The organism is Nocardia gipuzkoensis, assembly GCF_021183645.1.
Taxonomy (GTDB): Bacteria; Actinomycetota; Actinomycetes; order Mycobacteriales; family Mycobacteriaceae; genus Nocardia; species Nocardia abscessus.
In genome coordinates, this window is the sequence record NZ_CP089225.1 from 1030059 (window position 1) to 1047443 (window position 17385).

At 68.9% G+C, this 17385-nt stretch carries 13 protein-coding genes; 1 reads left to right on the top strand and 12 read right to left on the bottom strand.

All coding sequences use genetic code 11. From position 1 onward, the window contains the following. Window positions 1–33: 33 nt before the first annotated feature. From eccA to LTT66_RS04765, 3 genes are all read right to left on the bottom strand, one after another. Window positions 34–1794, bottom strand: coding sequence for a type VII secretion AAA-ATPase EccA (gene eccA / locus LTT66_RS04755; protein ID WP_181724417.1), 1761 nt, complete (start codon window positions 1792–1794; stop codon window positions 34–36). 605 nt (window positions 1795–2399) lie between these two features. Beyond that, window positions 2400–4067, bottom strand: coding sequence for a WXG100 family type VII secretion target (locus tag LTT66_RS04760; RefSeq protein ID WP_233064278.1), 1668 nt, complete (start codon window positions 4065–4067; stop codon window positions 2400–2402). 27 nt (window positions 4068–4094) lie between these two features. After that, window positions 4095–5042: a C40 family peptidase gene (locus LTT66_RS04765; RefSeq protein ID WP_233064280.1), complete on the bottom strand. Its 948-nt coding sequence runs from the start codon at window positions 5040–5042 to the stop codon at window positions 4095–4097. A 177-nt stretch (window positions 5043–5219) separates the two neighbouring features. On the opposite strand from LTT66_RS04765, the gene LTT66_RS04770 reads away from it, so the two are divergent. After that, on the top strand, window positions 5220–6320 hold the full coding sequence (locus LTT66_RS04770) for a hypothetical protein (protein WP_233064282.1): 1101 nt from the start codon (window positions 5220–5222) through the stop codon (window positions 6318–6320). A gap of 461 nt (window positions 6321–6781) precedes the next feature. On the opposite strand, the gene LTT66_RS04775 is transcribed toward LTT66_RS04770, so the two are convergent. The 9 genes from LTT66_RS04775 to LTT66_RS04815 all read right to left on the bottom strand — a co-directional run bounded on the left by LTT66_RS04775 (window position 6782) and on the right by LTT66_RS04815 (window position 16867). Continuing rightward, window positions 6782–8698, bottom strand: a complete 1917-nt coding sequence (locus LTT66_RS04775; RefSeq protein ID WP_233064284.1) for a type VII secretion target — start codon at window positions 8696–8698, stop codon at window positions 6782–6784. A gap of 151 nt (window positions 8699–8849) precedes the next feature. Continuing rightward, window positions 8850–11381 (bottom strand): hypothetical protein, encoded by a 2532-nt coding sequence (locus LTT66_RS04780; protein ID WP_233064293.1) that lies wholly within the window; start codon window positions 11379–11381, stop codon window positions 8850–8852. Window positions 11382–11388: 7 nt separating this feature from the next. Next, window positions 11389–11709 carry a hypothetical protein gene (locus LTT66_RS04785; RefSeq protein ID WP_233064302.1) on the bottom strand — a complete coding sequence of 107 codons (321 nt, stop codon included), beginning with the start codon at window positions 11707–11709 and terminating at the stop codon, window positions 11389–11391. Window positions 11710–11723: 14 nt separating this feature from the next. Continuing rightward, window positions 11724–12089 carry a hypothetical protein gene (locus LTT66_RS04790; protein ID WP_233064304.1) on the bottom strand — a complete coding sequence of 122 codons (366 nt, stop codon included), beginning with the start codon at window positions 12087–12089 and terminating at the stop codon, window positions 11724–11726. Further along, entirely contained in the window at window positions 12086–12811 is a 726-nt protein-coding gene (locus LTT66_RS04795; protein WP_233064307.1) for a hypothetical protein, read from the bottom strand. The genes LTT66_RS04790 and LTT66_RS04795 overlap by 4 nt, the downstream gene beginning before the upstream one ends. Further along, window positions 12808–13146 carry a YbaB/EbfC family nucleoid-associated protein gene (locus LTT66_RS04800; RefSeq protein ID WP_233064321.1) on the bottom strand — a complete coding sequence of 113 codons (339 nt, stop codon included), beginning with the start codon at window positions 13144–13146 and terminating at the stop codon, window positions 12808–12810. Before LTT66_RS04800 ends, LTT66_RS04795 begins: the two co-directional genes overlap by 4 nt. A 22-nt stretch (window positions 13147–13168) precedes the next feature. After that, entirely contained in the window at window positions 13169–14635 is a 1467-nt protein-coding gene (locus tag LTT66_RS04805) for a PPE domain-containing protein (protein ID WP_233064323.1), read from the bottom strand. A 46-nt stretch (window positions 14636–14681) separates the two neighbouring features. Next, window positions 14682–16301 carry a hypothetical protein gene (locus LTT66_RS04810; protein ID WP_233064325.1) on the bottom strand — a complete coding sequence of 540 codons (1620 nt, stop codon included), beginning with the start codon at window positions 16299–16301 and terminating at the stop codon, window positions 14682–14684. Between the two features lie 11 nt (window positions 16302–16312). Further along, complete coding sequence (locus LTT66_RS04815; protein WP_233064327.1) at window positions 16313–16867, bottom strand: hypothetical protein; 555 nt, start codon at window positions 16865–16867, stop codon at window positions 16313–16315. Window positions 16868–17385 lie beyond the last annotated feature (518 nt).

Here is a 17385-nt window from a genome sequence, read left to right on the forward strand (position 1 = left end):
TCCCAGTACGGGGAATGCTGGGTCAGGGGACGCTCACACCCGCGCCGACGGCGCCAAACCCTCCAGCGCCGCGGACACGTCGAACGCGTCGATGGTCATGAGCTCTTCGTCGCTCATCGCCGCGATGTCCGCGTTCTCCCTGGTGAAGCGGTAGTCACGCTCGGCCTCCGCGGCCTCGACCACGTTTCGCACGAAACGGCCGTTGCCGGCCAGGTCGATCAGGCGACGGCCGTTCTTGCTCTGACCGGCCAGCTCCTCGCAGCGCAGGCGCAGCACCTCGCGCGCTTGCTCGGAGAGGATCGAATCCTTCTTCCGCGCGATGTGATCGGCGATCTGCACCAGTTCGTCGGCGTCATAGCTGGCGAAACGGATGCGCTTGGTGAACCGGGAGGCGAGGCCGTCGTTGGATGCCAGGAACCGGTCGATCTGGTCCTCGTATCCCGCGATGATCACGACGAGCTTGTCGCGGTCGTTCTCCATCCGGGCCAGCAGCGTGTCGACCGCCTCTTTGCCGAACGCATCGCCGCCCGAAAGCCCTTCTTGGATCAGCGTGTACGCCTCATCGATGAACAGCACACCGCCCAGCGCCGAGTCGATCAGCGCGTTCGTCTTCGGGGCCGTGTGGCCCAGGTGGGTGCCGACCATGTCGTTGCGGGAAACCTCGATGACCTCCGCGTTCTCCACGACACCCAGCCCGGCGAAGATCTTGGCGATCACGCGCGCGATGGTCGTCTTCCCGGTGCCGGGCGGACCGGAAAAGATCAGGTGCTGGGAACGCGAATCCACCGCGAGCCCGCGCTTGGCGCGCACCTGATCCATCAGCACACCGGATTTGAGCCGGTCGACCTGTTCCTTGACCGAATCCATGCCGATCTGCGCCTGCAGCAGATCCGAGGCCTCCGTGAGGAGACTCTCGCGCTCCGCGCGCGCCGCGCTGGCAGCCGCTTCGCGCGGGTCGTCCCCGGTCTTCGGGTCCCACTTGTTCGTGCGGGACGCGATAAGAGCTTCGGTGGCGACCTCGAACCGGTAGCTCTTGTCCCGCACCGCGCGCTGCCATTCCTCGCGCTCGGGCCACAGCGCGGAGCCCTGCAGTCCTTTGAGGACCTTGTCGGCGGCGTCGTGATCGCCGTTGTGCCGCATCAGCATGCCGAGCAGGAAGTGCGCGTCCGCCCAGATGTAGGACAGATTGCCCGAGGAGCTGTCCTCGACGATCCGCTGCGCGCGCGGCATGGCTTCGCCGAAACGGCCCAGGTGCGCCAGCGACTGGGCGGTCATCAATTCGGCGGCGATGTCCAGCAGCCCGTCTTCGAGCACCGGCCGGGCGTTGCGCGCCGCGAGCACGTCGGGCCACCGCTTGGTCCGGAAGAACAGCGACATGCGCACGAAGTCGGCGACGTCGTCGCTGGGGACCTCGTCGAGAATGGCCGCGGCCTCTTGCCATTCGCCGCCTTCGGCGTACGAGCAGGCCTGGGCGATGGCGATCTGGTCGCGATCGGCCATCGCGACGCGCAACCCGTACATGCCGATCTCGACCTGGCACCACAGAGCGCGGTCGACCAGACCGGCCCGCTGCTGGTCGCGATAGAGGTTGTGCACCGAGCGGTAGGCGCCGTAGATCACCTCCGAGGTGACCTCTCCGGCCATGGCGCGCCCGAGCCAGGCATCACACATGTCCGGGTCGAGGTCGGTGGCGGCCCGAAACGCCGCCGCCGCGTGCTGCTCGTTGCGCACGCCACCGGCGACCAACCCAAGATTCTGAACACCCGTGTAGAACGCGTCCTCGGCCGCTGACACTCGGACTTCCCTTCCGCCGAACCACCCTGCTCGAACGATAGATTCCGGCGGTCACGCCGCGGACACGAACCCTTCCCATCAATGGGAAGTTCGGCCGACGCTGCCACGGGTGAGCTACGCCCTCCGGGCTCGGCAACCAACCGGCTCACCCTCGAAACCCCGCTCCCCCGCTACGCGCCCACTCCACATGCCAATTTTGAACGTACCGTCATGTAACGGTATGTTTACCTGCGGGGTCGGCAATCATCCGCCTGCAGACGGCCCCTTCGGCGGCGGCTGGCCAGCCGCGATCCGGTCTCCCAGCCGCCGCGCCGCAGGTCGCAGCAGGTCCGAAAATTTCTTGCCGTTATTTAGGTGCACGCTATTGAACGTTCCGACAGAAGAGGGTACTGTCTGAACACAGATCGCCGGTCCCTCATCCCGACGATCTGAACCCAAAAAAGCAACGGCCGGTGGCACCGGCAGGCCACCGGCCGTTGTGGGGGTACGACACCCTAGGCATTCATCAGCCACCGCAGTGTGATTACGTCTACCACTGTTGCCACATCGACTCAGCGACCCATTCCCCGTCATTGGGAATGGGTATTTTGCGCTCCCTACTGGATCTAGCCGCGCGCCCCGGGCGGGTGCATGCGATCTGATGGCGGGGCAGTAACCCCGGACGGGGCCTTCGCGTCGGCCAGCCCGGCGTTCTCGGCGCCGCCCGCTTCGGCCTCCTTCTCCCGGATCACGTGCACTGGCGGGCGACCGGCGGAGGGAGCGTGCACCGCGGCGGGAACGTCCCGGGTGCGGCGGGCCTTGCTCCACGGCGTGACCGCGGGCCGAGGCACTTTCGGAGGGTTCTTCGCCGGTCGTTCGGCGGCCTCGCGCGGCAGCGGACTCCGTGGAGCCGGTTGCCCGCCGACGCGTCCCCAAGGGGTGCCCGCCGCTCCGGGGCTCTGCTGGGCCAGGGGCGCGACGCCCGGTGGAGCGCCCGAAACCGAACCGTCGACCGGCAGATGGCCTGCGGCCGAGGGCGAATCGAGCGCCGCGCCCGGCCGGTGCGCCTCGGCGTCGTACGCCGGCCCCACCGAATCGGTGAGCGCCGCATCCCGCGCCGCCACGGTTCCGGCCTCGGACGCGGCATGCGCGGACACCGGGCGCGGAGTCCCGAGTCCCGCGGATCGTTCTGCCGCACCCGGGTCCGGGCTGTTGGGGAGCACCCCCGAGAGCGGAGCGCTCCTCGCCGGCTCCGAGATCGAACTCCGGTGTTCTGTCCCGCCCTGCGGGACCGACGGTTCCGCGATGCCGCCCCGCGCACTCGAGTCGGCTGCGTTTCCGCTTCGATCGGCCTGCTTTTCGCCGGTATCGACCGCGTTCGCCCTGACGGGGACGCGGGCATCGTGGGTGCTGTCTCCGGCAATGCCACTCGGCCCCATCGGCACGTTCGGACCGAAGCGTGACTCGGAAGTCCCAGGGGGCCGCAACGAGGACTCCGCCGTCGGCGCGGCGGGACCGACAGGCGGCCTGACGCCCGTCGAGGTGGTGTCGGCCGCGGCGGGGTAGGTGTCGTCGAATCGCGATGCTGTCGTGAAATCGAGTTTCGCGACATTCTCGGCGAAGTTCGCCGCGTGCTGCATGATGTCGTCGGCGTGATCATCGAGCACCTTCGCGAAGCGCTGCACCTCGTTCGAGTCGATGTGCAAGGCCCGGGTTCCGCTCGACGGCGGAACGTCGAGCGCGTCGCGGGCCGCGTCGTAGACGATTCCGTCGACCATGTCTGCGATGGCCTGTTCGAGCGGCTCGATCGCCTTGCCGATGACTTCGGCGACGATGTAGCCGACCAGGTATTGCAACATCTGCTCGCACAGCCGCCGCGCCGCGGCCGCCACCAAGGGCGCGGAGGGCGCGAGCGGCGGCGTCAGCATGATCGCGGTGTAGGACGCGGCCAGCGCGGCGAGTTCGGCCAGCACGGCGACCTTCACCACGGTGATCACCGTGGCCGCCGCCTCGAGTGCCTGCCCCACGATCTCGCACGCGCTCTCGAGCTGCCGCATGTGGGTGGAGCTCATTCTCGCCCAAGTGGCCACCAGCTGCTGGTAGGACTCACCCGAGTAGAAGGCGCCCATCTGATCTATCACGCCGGTCGCCGAATCGTGCGTGTCCTGCACCTGGGCGGCGAAGGTGCGCACATGTCCGGCGAGGGCGCGCACATCGTCCTCGTTGATGTCGGGGTAGGGAATGCCGCAGATGTTGAGGAAGAGCGCGACCTCGCTGGGAATGTCTACGGCCACGCTGTGATCCTCTGCCCCGCCACCGCGTCAGAGGACCCGCACGACGACGGCCTCGCTCGGCATGCGGGACCACTTCACCGTCGAACCGGTGTAAGGCGCCTCGATCACCATGCCGTTGCCCGCGGCGAGCTGCACGTGCTCCGGCCCGCGCGCGCTGAACGATCCGGCGGGGAACACCAGATCACCGGGACGCACGTCGTCGGGGTGCACCCGGGTGCCGCTGTAGATCTGCTCGTAGGTGGTGCGGGGCAGCACCACTTCACCGTTGCTGGCCTGGGCGATGGCGTACTGCGTGAGGCCCGAGCAGTCGAATCCGCCGCCGCTCGGCCCGCCCGCACCGCCCCCGCCCCACACATAAGGCGTGCCGAGCCAGTTGCTGGCGGCCAGCACCGCGTTACTGCCCGTCGACCCGTCCGAGCGCACCATGCCTTTGCGGCGCAGCCGGGAAGCGGAGCTGGACCTGGAGCGCGTTCGACGCCGTCGCCGCGGCGCGGTGCCGTGCCGGGCCTGCCTGGTGGGCGGCGTCGCGGGCGGCATGATCTGCGCTGCCTGCTGGCGTGCGGCGGCGACGTCGGCATCGACCTGCTTCGTGGCATTGGAGATGGTGGTCTGCGCGGCGTTCAGCAGCGCGGGACCGCTGAAGCGGGTATCGCCCACCGAGGCGAGGGCCTGCATCCGTGCCTGGAAATCCGCGATGTGGTTGGTCAGGCGGCCACGGCCGTTGACCGTTCCGTCACTGGACTCGCCCACGGCTTTGCGCACGATGCTGTCCTTGCCCGCATGCGATTCCGCGACCGACAGCTGCATCCCCTGAGCCTCGCCGTATCGCAGCGCCACCGCCCCGGAATGGGCGCGCAGATCGGCGGCCAGCGCTTGGGTCGCGGTCGCCGCCTGGCCTGTGGGCTGGCCGTCGCCGTACAGCGCGAGCAGCAATCGGAGCACTCCGTCCAGGTCGTTCGTCAGTGCCGGTGCCATTCGACCGACTCGCCATCGCTCATCACCGACCGCCTCTCACACTCTTCCAGTTATTGTGTCGCCCGAACCGATTCGGCCGTATTCCCATTCATGGGTGGGTAATCGAACTATGCGCCACTTCCCAGAATCGGGAAGCCGTGACAATGGTTGTGACTTCTGAGAGGCGGTGGCGACGGTATGGCGATAACGGCGGCGGAAACCGTGAAAGCGACTACGGCGTCCACCCCCTTGGCGAGCGTGGCTGCCGAGGCGAAGCACTTCTGGTTGGTCGACCTGCATTGTCCGCCCGGCGCGTCGGAAGGTCTGCGCGCCTTCATCGCGCTGGCGGACACCGCCATTCAGACCGCCGTCGACCTGCTCGGCCGCGGTATGACCACGCCCCCGCCGAAAGTCGCCGACCTGCTCAAACCCGCGGTCTACGAAACCCTCGGCAAAGGCGAGGCGGACGACGAATACCGCAAGACCATCGACAAAGTCGAGGCCCGGCAGCTGAAGTTGCTGCAAATGGACGACAAGGTGGTCAAGACGTCCGTCACCGTGGCCGCCGAACAGGTCCAGGCCCTGCGGTCGATCAAGACCATCGTGGCGGAGCTCAATACCAAGTTGAAGGCCGCGGGCACCGCCAAACTCAAGCCCGCGCAGGAGCTTCCGCTGCTCAAAGCGGTCGCCGCCGCCGTGGAGGCGGTGTACGACAAGGTCACCGCGATCGCCGACCTCAACGAGGACATGGCCAACGGCAGCGGAAAGGGCAACTCGGGCGGCAACGGCCAGAGCGGCGCAGGCGGCGCGTCGGGCGGCAGCGGAAGTGGTGGCGGTGACGGCGGACTGTCGTCGCTGCTGCCGATGCTCGCGATGCTGCCGATGGCGGCTATGCCGCTGGTCTCGCAGATACCCGAAATGCTGCAGAAGGCCGAAGAGGACAAGGCGGAAAAGGCGGAGAAGGCCGCGCAGAACCAAAAGAACGGCGCTCCTGGGCAACCGGGTCAGGCGCCGCCACCGGGCGATCAGCCCGTGGCCGCGGCCGCGCCGCCACCGGGCGATCCGAACGCGCAACCGGCCACCGCGCAGCCCGGCGGCGTCACCGCGGCCCCGGCGGCGAATACCGCGCCGCCCGCCGAGCAGAACGGGGCTCCGGCCACCACCGTGGCGCCCGGCGTCATCCCGGTTCGGCGGACCAGGGACGCGTCCTCGGCCGATCGGCCGGGCAGCGGGACCACACAGGATGTGGCGGCCGAAGACGAAGCGGATCAGGAAGCAAGCCCCGTCATCGACGCGTAGTCCCCGATCGGCCTTTCGGCCGGTGCCGAGCGGGATTGCCTGCGTTTCCGGTTCGTCGTTGTCAGTCGGCAACCGCGACGAGCGTAGAACACCATGTGCGGCGGGTGGAAGCCCTGTAGAAATTCGGCGCAGGCCGGTCGGATCGCATGCTCGATCCTCGCTGCCGGACCGCGTCTGTCACCATGCGCACAGCGGTGTGGTCTGCCAGCACGACGCCGGTGCTACCGGCAGCCGTACATGGCCGGACCCGCATTCCTCGCTGGGCGGCCGCTGCCGCCTTTCGTCCCCAATTGCCAGTCCACCCGGGAAGCGTGCCTTGCCGTCACCGGTTGAGGCCGCAGCCGAGCTTTCGTGATGCACTCGCATCGCTGAGAAGCGCTGCTATCCGGGACGCGGCGGGGCGGAAGAAATCCACCACACCGCGGCCCGGATCGCCGGAATCTCCTACGGATGCGAGGTTTTCACGATCGCTCCGGCGGCGCCACCACCGGCGGTGCCGAGGGCGTGACCACGACACTGGGCGGCGGCCCACCGGCGACCTCCGGTGCGGCGACCGCCGGAGCCGTCGCCGGCCGGGCGACCCGCTCGGGCTGCACGGCGGTGGACACGGGCGCCGGGGTCGAGACGAACTGCGGATGCAACGTGATCTGTTCGTGTGCGTAGACGGCGTCGCGCAGCGTCTGCCTGCTCGGCTCGTTCGCCAGCAGTTGCACCAACTCGTTGCAGCGGCGCTCGAAGACCATGCTGCGCAACGGGGAGACTCCGGCGTCCAACCGCAGCTGCCCGATCTCCACCCGGCCCACGTCGACCCGCTGCCCGAGCATCGAGGCCGCCAGCAGATCGTCGGCGTCGCGCAGTTCGTCCCACAGCTCGCGCGGGACCGGCCTTCCGGCCTGGACCTCGGCGAGAATCCGTTCCCGCACCCGGCGCGAGGCGGCGGCTTCACCGGGTACCGATCCGGAGCGGCCGACCTGGCCGTGGGCGTCCGCGGCGAGCTCCACACAGCGGGCGAGGACCTGTGCGTCGGGTACCGACGAAACATGTTCCAGGCCCGCGATCGAACCGGTCAGACCGAGCCGGTCGGCGGTGTCCGGGGTGAACTCCCGCAGGTCGACGTCGTAGGACGGACCGACCAGCCCTTCCATCGCCGCCTCACCGAATCGGGAACGCAAACCGGGGTCGATCGGTCCGGACGACACCAGGGCCGACAACTGCGCATTCGCCTTCGCGCCCCAGGCCAGACCGAATTCGGCCAATACTCGGGCCGGATCGGTGACTCCCTCCCACGGCGATCCGCTGCCGTCGTCGGCGGTGAGCAACTCGTCCCAATTCCAGGGGGTGGAGACCTCACGCGGCAGGAACAGCCCCGCGGGCAACCAACCCCGGCCTTCGTTCGAGGTGATGAAGACGCCCGTTCCCCCTGGACCGCGCATCACCGCCACCGACCAGGCCATACCGACCGGGGAATCCACGGCCGCGAGCACGCTGCCGAGCAGTGTCCTGGCCAGGACCAGGTCGTCGTTCACCTGGTTGCCCACCACGTACGCCGGTTCGGCCTCCTTGTCCTTCGCCGAGGCGACGGCGGCGGCGAACGGACTCGCGACCGGCACCGGCATGGGCGGCAGGTCCGCCCGGCCGGTCGCCCCGCTGGGCGGCTGCGTTGCGCCTCGGTCGTCCGGGCCCGCGTTGAGCGGCCCGACCCCGGTGGGTGGAACGCCGGCCGAGGCCGGCGCTGTCACGCCGTTGCTCGACGGCCCACCCGGTGTGGTCGGGCCGGCCGCGTTCGGCGTGCCGGCGCCGTTGGTGGTGCCCGCCGAATCCGTCGGACCGGCGGTCGCACCGGGCACACCCGTCGGCGACGCGCCGTTCGGGCCACCCGGCGAAGTGCCGAGCGGGTTGTTCTGGGTGCCATCGGGGCCGACCGAGGTTGGCGCGGGACCGGCGGCCGTGGGACCGGCCGGCACGGGACCGTCGCCGGGCCCTGCCGTGACCGGTGACGTCGGGCCGGTCGGGCCGAACGGATCGGTCGAGTTTCCGACGGGCATCGTCGGGGACGGCTGATCGGTGACGCCGCCCACCTGCCGGATGTGTGAGGCGAAATCCTCGTCGGATTGCTCGTAGGCGTCCGCAGACGCACGCAACGAGTCGCGGGTGCGCTCGTGTTCGTAGGCCAGCGCCTCGCCCGCACGCTGCCGGGCGTCGTAGTACCGCTCCAGCGCTTCGTACACCGGATAGGCGATCTTGCCGTAGGTGGGCAGGAAGTTCGCGAGCCAGTCCGCCGGGGGTTTGGCCCATTCCCTGGTATCGCGCGCGACCCGGTCGTGTTGGTCGGCCAGCTGACGCAAAACCGCAGGGTCGATTTCCATGCTGTTCGGCATGCTCGATCAGATCCTTTCCCACCACGCGTCCCCCTATTGTCGATCCTTCCCAGGAATGGGGAGCGCGTTGCCGTTCCTGGCAGTGCGAGTCGTTCGACCGCCGTTGCGCCACATCATCTTTCGATTGCGGCGACGCCCGATTCCGTTCTGTTCAACGACCTGGACCCGCCGTGATGGTCGGACGGCGGGGCGGATCGACGGCCTGAGCGGGCGTCGGTGCGACGAAGGCGGGGTGGCCCACGATCTGCGCGTGCGCGTACGTCGCGTCGCGCAAGCTCTGGCGCGTGGCGTCCTCGGCCAGCAGCAGTACGAGTTCATCGCAGCGCCGCTCGAAAACCATGGCACGCAGGGCGTTCATCTCCGACGCGTACCGGCCGTCGGACTGGTCGGCGCGCAAGTCGCCCAGCGCGACCCTGGACACATCGGCGCGCCGCGACAGCATCGTCGCGGTGAGCAGGTCGTCGGCATCCCTGAGTTCTTCCCACCACTCCTGCGGCACCTCGCGGCGCTGTCGCAGCGCGGTGAGGATCCGCTCGCGCACCGCGGGCGCCCCCAGTGCGGCCGGGGAGCCCAGACCGGCCTGATGGACACGAACGTGCGCGTCCGAGGCCAGCTCCCAGCGGCGCGGACCGATCTCCGCTTCCGGTGCCGACACGGCCCGCGACACCAGCGCGGGAGCCCCGACCAGTTCGAGGCGGTCGACCAGACTCGGCCTCGGTGCGCTGAAGTCCATCGCCGACGAGGCGCCCACTTCGCCGACGGCCGGTACCTCACCCAACTGTCGTCGCAACTCGGCGCCGATCTCCTCCGACGAGACGACGGCGGTCAGCCGAGCACCGGACTTGCGCCCCCAGGCGATGGCGAACTCCGCCAGCACACGCGCGGGGTCGGCGACGCCCTCCCACGCGGCCTCGGAGACATCCCAGACCCAGGGCGTGGACATCTCCCGCGGCAGGTACATCCCCGCGGGCATCCAGCCGCGGCCCTCGTTCGAGGTGACGAACGCGCTGATCCCGCTCTGATGACGCATCACCGAAACCGCCCAGCCGAGCCCGAGCACCGCGTCGCCACCGGCGGCCAGGACACCGCTCAGCAGTGTCCTGGCCAGCACCAAGTCGCCGTCGACCCGCTCACCCAAGACGAATGCCGGGGCGGCGGCCGAAGTCATGGCCGCGCCGACCACGTTGCGGATCGAATCGTCGCTGCCCTCGGCCTCTCCCTTTCCCCCATCGGTCCGCTGCTCGCTCCGCTCCGGCGCCTGCGCCTTGACCGCTCCGACAGAGCCAGGGGGCGGCCCCGAGCTGCCTGCCGTGACCTTGGGCGCGACGGCCGGTCCGCGCGATTCGGCCGGGGCCACGGTCTGCTTGGGCTGCACCGGCGGCGGGCCCGAGCCCGCTTGTGCCGCAGGGGCGGAGACCGCCGGTCCGGCCGGATTGCCCGACACGGCCGGCGCCTGGGCCGCGACAGCGGGAGGTGGCGCCACGACCGGCGGCGGAAGTATGAATGGCGGTGGCACCGAGGCGGTCGGGTCCGCCGCGGGCGCGGAAGAGGTGGCATATCGTTCGGGTCCGGCCGCTTCGTTCGATTCCGTCGCCGAAGCGGTCGTCGGCCGATCCTGGCTCACGGACTCTGCTCGATCGACGGAGGCTTCCGGGTCCCTCCGCTCCGGGTCCCTTCCCTCCGGTCCGGACGCTTCCTGATGGTCGCCGTCCGCTTGCACATCCCGGTCCGACGCGACGGGCCCACTGTCGGTCACCGGCCCGCGCGGCGCGCCGCCCACCGAGGGCACGCCTGGTCCGTCGTGGGGCACCGCGCCGGGCGTATTGCTGATGGGGACGGTCGTCGTCCCGCCAGGCGTGTACTGGTCGCCCTCGGGATTCGTCGACGGCGGACCGGACGACGTGTCCCGCGTGGGAACGAGATCCGGGCGCTCACCGAATTCCGCACCGGGCGGCAGCGGCCCGATCGGATCGGCGGCCGGTTCGTCGGCTACGGCCTGCGGCGGCAGCGGGAGCGGGATCGGAGAAACGTCCTGCGGTCGATGTGTCTGCTTCGGTCCGTCCTGACGCGGATGGCCGGAGTGGTCTGTCGCGGGCCGGTGCTCCGGGTAGTCGTCCGGGCCCCCGTTGTGCCCCGGGCCCCACGGTCCCGGCTGCCCCAGCACGTCGGCGATCACTCCCAGACTGGGCAGGCCCTGCGGACTGATCGAATTCAGCGCGGCCCGGGCGACATCCTCCACCGCGTCCCTGGCGGTGGCGACCATACCGGGGATCCGGTTCCGGATGGCCTGCGCGTCGGATTCGTCGTCCTCCGCCGCGGCCGCGCGTTTGGCCGCGTCGGCCCGCGCGGTGGTGTCTTCGACGATGTCCAGAATCTTGTTGCGGGTCCGATACACCAGATCGGAGAACTCCCGGAAGGTGTCCGCGGCGGCCTCCAACGCGTCGGCGAACGCCTGCGGGTTCCTGCTCTGGCGCAGCAGGTCGTCCTTGACCAGTTGCAGACCGGCGCTGGAGCGCACCCGTTCGTCGAAGTCGCGGCGTCTGCTTTCGATGTCGAGCAGGTCCAGCGCCGCCGCACCGTCCCGTGCGAGACGTTCCAGCGCACTCCAGTCCCCCGGCGAGATCGCCGGCCAGTTGTCGCCGACGATCGCGTCCCAGTACGGACTGTTGCGCTCCGGTTCCATCGGAGAATCAGACGGATCCGCTGCGGCGGCGCACCGCGGCGGCGCCCGCGCGATCGGCGTCGCCGTGGGTGTAGGAAGCCTGGGTCGTGAACTGCGTCGTCGCGTTCACCCGACGGCCGTTTCTCCGTACGGCGCGCTCGAAAGTGGTCTTCATCCACCGCATCTTCGCCACCAGTTGGCGGTCCAGCTCTGATTCCGGGCGGCGCGGCGCCTCGAAGCCGTCGATGATCCCCTTGGCCTGTCCACCAGACGCGGTCGCCGATGTTCCCCACCGGGCGATGGAGGCGACCACCTCGTTCGGGTCGTCCGTATCGAACTTGTCGGTCATGTGGCTGTCCTCTCTCAGGTGTCGCGCCGGAACTCGGATTCCTCCATGGCGCGATACGACGCCTCGGTCGGAAGATCGAACGAGTCGATCGTGTAGGGACGGGTGCCCTTGTGCTCCATCTCGGCACGCAGACCCACGCGCGACTTCGCGTGCGCCAGCCGCGCGAGCCGCACGATCTGGGAGGCCAACCACTCGTCGCCGTTGTCGCGGGCGTCGTCGGTGATGTACAGACCGATGATCTCCCCGTCCCGGTCGCACCCGACCCCGACGGAGTGATCGGGGTTGAACACCTCGTAGGTCAGGTTCCGCCAGTCCGGGGGGGTGGTGTCGAGTTGCTCGTCGTCGAAGTCGTCCACATCGATCGAGTGCATGTCGGTCATCGGCTGCTCTCCGAGAATTGTTCGCCGGATGGGGAATTGAAGGGATGGTCGAGCTCGTCGGCCGCGGATTCCAGGCGCGCTGCCAGCACGGACCAGGCGGCGTCCTCGATGCGCATGACTTGGCGCAACTGCCAGAACCGAGCGCCGAGATACATCTCGCCGGTGCCGTCCGGGGCCACGTCCAGATGATCGGGACCCTCGGTGGTCGCGTTCAAGGTCACCGCCGTGACCGGCGGCCGGCTGTCGTCGACATTGATCAGGGTCGCGCCGCCGCCCGGAATGAAACTCTGCCGCAGCCGCGCACTGGTGCCGATCGCGACGTCGGCGCTGTTGGTGGTGATGGTGACCTCCGGGTTCAGCAGCAGTTGCAGCACCCAGGAGCGGGCCGCCTGCGCGGGACGGTCGGCATTGATCGCGATCGTGAGCGTCGCCGCCAAGTCGATCACGAGGACCGTATCCGTGGTCGTGACACCGACTATCACGAGTCGCCTCGCGGTGCCCACCGGGTACGGCAGGTCGTCCGCGGCCAGGGAGACCACATCCGCACCGACTCCGCCGCCGGTCGCTGGGTGCGCGGACACGGTTCCGGTGGCGACGTCGATTGTGTACGCGACGATCGTCTCCGAGATACCGTCCGCCACCCCGGCCAGACGGACCAGCCCCTCGTCGTGCAACCACCGCACCGTATCCGCGACGGTGACCTCCGGGGCGGGCTCGGTCATCCGGTCTGCCCCGAAGCGGTGGCGGCCTGCTGGGTTTCCTCGACCGGAGTCTCCATGACGCTCTGGTACTGCCGCGCGGCGTCGGCGGTGCTTTCCCGGATCGCGGACATGATCTCGGCGACCAGTTCGGGGCAGGTGAGCCGCGCGACGGTACCCGGGGCCAGATACAGATCGGTCAGCCTGCCCATGGCGTCGACCTCCGGGATGACCGCGCCGCTCGGCGAGGGCCTGCGAGCGCGGATGTTGTCGATCTTCTCCCGCATCTCGGCGATCCGATGCCGCAGATCGCGCGCGGCGTCCAAGGCCGCCTGCACATCCGGGTGGATGGCACTCACGACTTCACCTCGCTGCGCTCACTCATGCGTTACCTCCGGGTTGGGTCGGTGTCTGATTGCTCGGTGCCGGGGTCGGCGGGGTCACGGTCGGCGCGATGGTGGGCCGCTCACCGATCACCGCTTCGGTGTGCGGTGTGTCGTCGACGTACATCAAGCGGTCGGGATGCCATGCCACGACCCGATTGCGTTCGTTGTTGCCGCCACCACCGTTGCCCATGCCGGGCGCCATCGGCATGTACGGCATCATCGGCGATCCGCCGCGCGCGGCGGCCGCGTTGGCGGCCGACGACGCGCCGAGCGGTTCGATCACCGATGTCCGCGGCATGCCCGAACCCAGGCTGGCCGAAGCGGCCACCGGCAAGGCACTCACCTGGACGGTTTCGGCCTCGACATCCGGGATGCCCGCCCCGGGGCTGCCGGCGGGCATCCCGCTCGGGCTGCCCGTGCCGAGTCCGCTCGGGATCCCGAGATCGTCGTAACCGTATTCGTCGAGGCCGTAGTCATCGTAGGCCGCCGCCGTGTCCGACTGCGCGAGCTGGCTCAGGGGCATTCCGGCCGAGGCCATCGCACTCATCAGGGCGGGCAGCATCTGGTTCAGGGCGCTGCTGTCGCCACCGTTGCCCTTGCCGGTGCCCTCACTCGCGGCCTCACCCGCGCCGACCTTCGAACCCACCTCGGTGGAGTATCCGGTGATCGTCTCCGCCGAACGAGCGTTCTGCTCATTGAATTTCGCCAGGGCGGCCTGGATGCCGAGTTCGTTCTTGGAGCGCATCGCCGCGATCAGCTCTTTGCGGGCGGCGATGATCTCCTCGGGCGTCGGATGTTTCGCCTTCGCCGTCCGGAACGCGTCGCTGTAGGTGTCGATTCCATCGGCCAGCAGCCCGAGCCCGGCACCGAGTTGGTCCAGCCACCCGCGACGCTGGCCGAGTTCGGTCGCTGCCGCGGCGCCGACCGGTTCCCAATGCTGCATCGACTTCGCCGCGGAGTTCACCTCCTCGACGGCCGCGAGATGCGGGCCCCCGGCGAACTTGCGCAGCGCGTCCGCGAATCCCTTTGCCGCACCTGGGCCGGGGCCCGAGTGCAACTGCCGAGCGAAGGTCAACGGATCGACGGCGCCGCCCGCCACGGGGAACCGGAGCGCGGGTGGGCGGCGCTGCCCGATCTCCTGAACGTCACCGACCGGGTTGGCGAGAAGATCGCCGCCGCTGCCGTTGATGGTCCGAGCGTTGCGGTCGTCGGCCTCGGTGTAGTCGGCGGCGGCCGCGCCGATGTTGTAGGCGGTGCGCTGGATATCGGTGAGCACACCGGCCATTCCGTTGAACAACGACGCGGCCTGCGCGTTGAGCTGAGGCACGGCGGCGGCCGAGATCGGGTCAGCTCCCGCGGGCACGACCCATCCACCGGGCAGCGCCGCCCCGGTGTCGCGCGCCATCGCGGCGAGCTTCGACGCCGCAGCGACGAGTTCTTGCGGATCCACCTTCAGCGCCATCGCGACCTCCTCTCCTCATCTGCCGCTGCCGCACTTGCTCGCGCGATCAGCCCGCCGCGACAACCGGCATTGCCGCGTTCGCGGACTGATCGGCCGAGCCCGGCGTCGCCGGGGGCGCGCCCCCTTCCGCCGGCGCGGTCAACTCGATGCCCTTCGGGTGGACGAATCCGGCGAACTGACCGAATTCACCAGCGCCGTCGGACATCTCCGGAGTGAACGGTTTCAGCTCGCCGTTGACGACGGCCTCCAGCGTGCCACCCTCGTCGGAGCCGAACACCACGAGGATCGCGGTGCGCTTGTCCCACGTCGCGACGTCTCCGGTCATCAGCTGGTAGGGATCGACGCGGTCGCCGATCTGCTTCTTGTCCGACCACTTCGCCGGCGTCTTCTCGTACGCCTTCTGCGCGTCGGTTCCGCTGGCGTTGCCGAACGCCCCGTCGAGCGCTTGGGCGACCATCGCGGACACCTTCTGCGTACGTCCGTCGGGGAAGGTGTAGATCACGCTGCCATCCGCCCCCGGCGTCCGGCCGGGCGCCACCGTGGGCTGCGTGGAAGACGGTGTGCCGGTGGGCGCCCCACTGTGCTGCGTCGCCGGAGCCGTCGTGGCGGTCTGCACGGTCGCGGGCTGCGCCGTGACCGGCGCCGTGACCGGCGGCGGCGACACCGGGTCGAGTTCGTCCTCGAAGCGGCGCGGATCCAGTTCCTCCCGGCGGCTGTTCAAGTCCCGGTCGGCCATGTTTCGCATCATCGCCTGCTGCATCATCATCGGCAGCATGGAGCTCATCATGTCCATGCCGGAGCCCATCGGTGACGACACAGGGGTCTGCGGCACGCTCGGCGTGGTGGGTGTCGTCACGCCCGGCGTGGTCCCGCTCGGGTCGAGGCTGCTGGGCGTCTGACCGGTCGAGCCGGGGCTACCGGGGGTGTCCAGATCAGGCAGCGTCGTGCCGGGGCTGGTCGGGTCGTCCAAACCGTCCAGGCCGGGGGGGAAGGCACTGTTGTCCACCGCCGGCGGGATCGTCGGGTCGGTGACACCGGGGGTCGTCGGCCAATTCGACGTGTCGACGGCGGGCGGAGTGGCCGCCGGGTTTTTCGCCGCCGCCTCCAGTTTCTTTATCTGATCTTGCAGTTCCTTGATCATCTTCGTCTGATCATCGATGTCCTTGGCCACGCCGCTCTGCCCCTGCTTGACGGTATCGATCTCGCTGGCAAGGGAATCGTTGGCGTCGGTGACCCAAGTCAAGATGTAGTTGTCGATTTGTATGCCTTGAGGTGGGGCGGTAGGCGCCATCGCCACGACTCTTTCATCGATTACCTTGTTGGTCGCCTTCTGCCCTGCCTCGGACCACTTCCCGGATTCGCGGATCGAGTTCACCAGTTTGGTGACGTTGCCGTTCAGGTCGGTATACGACCGCTGGAGTTTCACCGCCACTTCCGCGTAGTTCGTGAAACTGCCGACAGACGCAGGGGGGACCTGTGGCACCTCGGGCGCTTTGGGGGGATCACTCTTGGAATCTTTTCCGAGACTCTTCCAGATCCCGTCGAAGTTCTGATACAGGGTTTTGAAGCAGGAATCGGTGAAGACCGAGAAGACCCATTCAGCCGGGTAATTTCCCTCCTGGATCTTCTTTCGGTCGGGCATCAGCATCGGGTGCATGTCGGCCATAACGCCACCCTTCAGCTAGTGCTGAACGTTGTCGATGCATTGAGTGGCTTGGTCGGCAGCGTCGCCGGATACGACTGCCCTTGTCCCGGAGCCGAGCCCGGCCCTCCTGAATGGCCGACGCCGGAAAGACCCGCACCCATGCCGGCACCGGCCAACCAACCGCGGGCCCCATTCAAGGACGCTCCTCGTGCAGTCCACGCGGCTCCGATATTCGCGGCCGGGTTACGGACAGCCGGGTGGACTGCACCGTCGAGCATCCGCCTCGCCAGATTGCGCCCACCCAGCGTCGCGAACGCACCCCGGGCGGCACCACCGGCCCCGCCTCCGAGCAATGACAAGGCGCCGGTTTCGGCACCATCGCTCAACGCGTCCCCCCAGTTTTGATCTTCGACCGCCACACTCCAGAGGGTCTCCGTCGCGAAGCCGGCCAGGGCGCTGCCCGCCGCGACGCCGATCGCCGTGCCGACCCCAGGAACAACCGACCCGAGCGCGCCACCGGCAACGGTCAACGTTGTGGTCAACGCGAACTTACCGACATCGCTCCATGGCACACCGAAGAAGCCCATGAGATCACCTCCCAGATGCTAGGCCGAGCGCCGGCCCACGACGACCGGCCGACCGGCCGACCGGTGTTCAATTGCGCCCATCGCGGCCGGCGCCACCTGGGTCAAAGGCTCGCAAGGCTCGTGCCTCACCACGGCAAAGTCCGCCTTTCGATCGAGTTCCTCATCATCGAACCCAGCGGCGTACGCGACGATCGACCATGAGGAGACCTACTTTCGACGTCTCCATTGTCGAGGCTTCCCAACGCCGGGAAGCACGGCACTGGTAGAACCGGGCAGCGGGTCCGGTTCCAATTACACTGGCATGCGCGAATTGTCCAGGCCGCCGATTAGTTCACAGCAACCTATGAGGAAGGTTGGATGTACCTTCGCCACCCGCTGCTCGAACCTACCGATCGGGCATCCTCCACCTGCCGAAGGCACCGACAACCAGGGGAAGATCATGACCTCTGCTGAAATCTGGCCCGCGGGCGTCGAGGTCGAGGCAAAAGATCCGGAAGCGACGGACGAACAGCAGACCG

Excerpts from the sequence above, each read along its gene's own strand:
- LTT66_RS04765 (WP_233064280.1), bottom strand. The coding sequence starts at position 5,042 with ATGGCACCGGCACTGACGAACGACCTGGACGGAGTGCTCCGATTGCTG.
- LTT66_RS04770 (WP_233064282.1), top strand. The coding sequence starts at position 5,220 with ATGGCGATAACGGCGGCGGAAACCGTGAAAGCGACTACGGCGTCCACC.
- LTT66_RS04775 (WP_233064284.1), bottom strand. The coding sequence starts at position 8,698 with ATGCCGAACAGCATGGAAATCGACCCTGCGGTTTTGCGTCAGCTGGCC.
- LTT66_RS04780 (WP_233064293.1), bottom strand. The coding sequence starts at position 11,381 with ATGGAACCGGAGCGCAACAGTCCGTACTGGGACGCGATCGTCGGCGAC.
- LTT66_RS04785 (WP_233064302.1), bottom strand. The coding sequence starts at position 11,709 with ATGACCGACAAGTTCGATACGGACGACCCGAACGAGGTGGTCGCCTCC.
- LTT66_RS04790 (WP_233064304.1), bottom strand. The coding sequence starts at position 12,089 with ATGACCGACATGCACTCGATCGATGTGGACGACTTCGACGACGAGCAA.
- LTT66_RS04795 (WP_233064307.1), bottom strand. The coding sequence starts at position 12,811 with ATGACCGAGCCCGCCCCGGAGGTCACCGTCGCGGATACGGTGCGGTGG.
- LTT66_RS04805 (WP_233064323.1), bottom strand. The coding sequence starts at position 14,635 with ATGGCGCTGAAGGTGGATCCGCAAGAACTCGTCGCTGCGGCGTCGAAG.
- LTT66_RS04810 (WP_233064325.1), bottom strand. The coding sequence starts at position 16,301 with ATGGCCGACATGCACCCGATGCTGATGCCCGACCGAAAGAAGATCCAG.
- LTT66_RS04815 (WP_233064327.1), bottom strand. The coding sequence starts at position 16,867 with ATGGGCTTCTTCGGTGTGCCATGGAGCGATGTCGGTAAGTTCGCGTTG.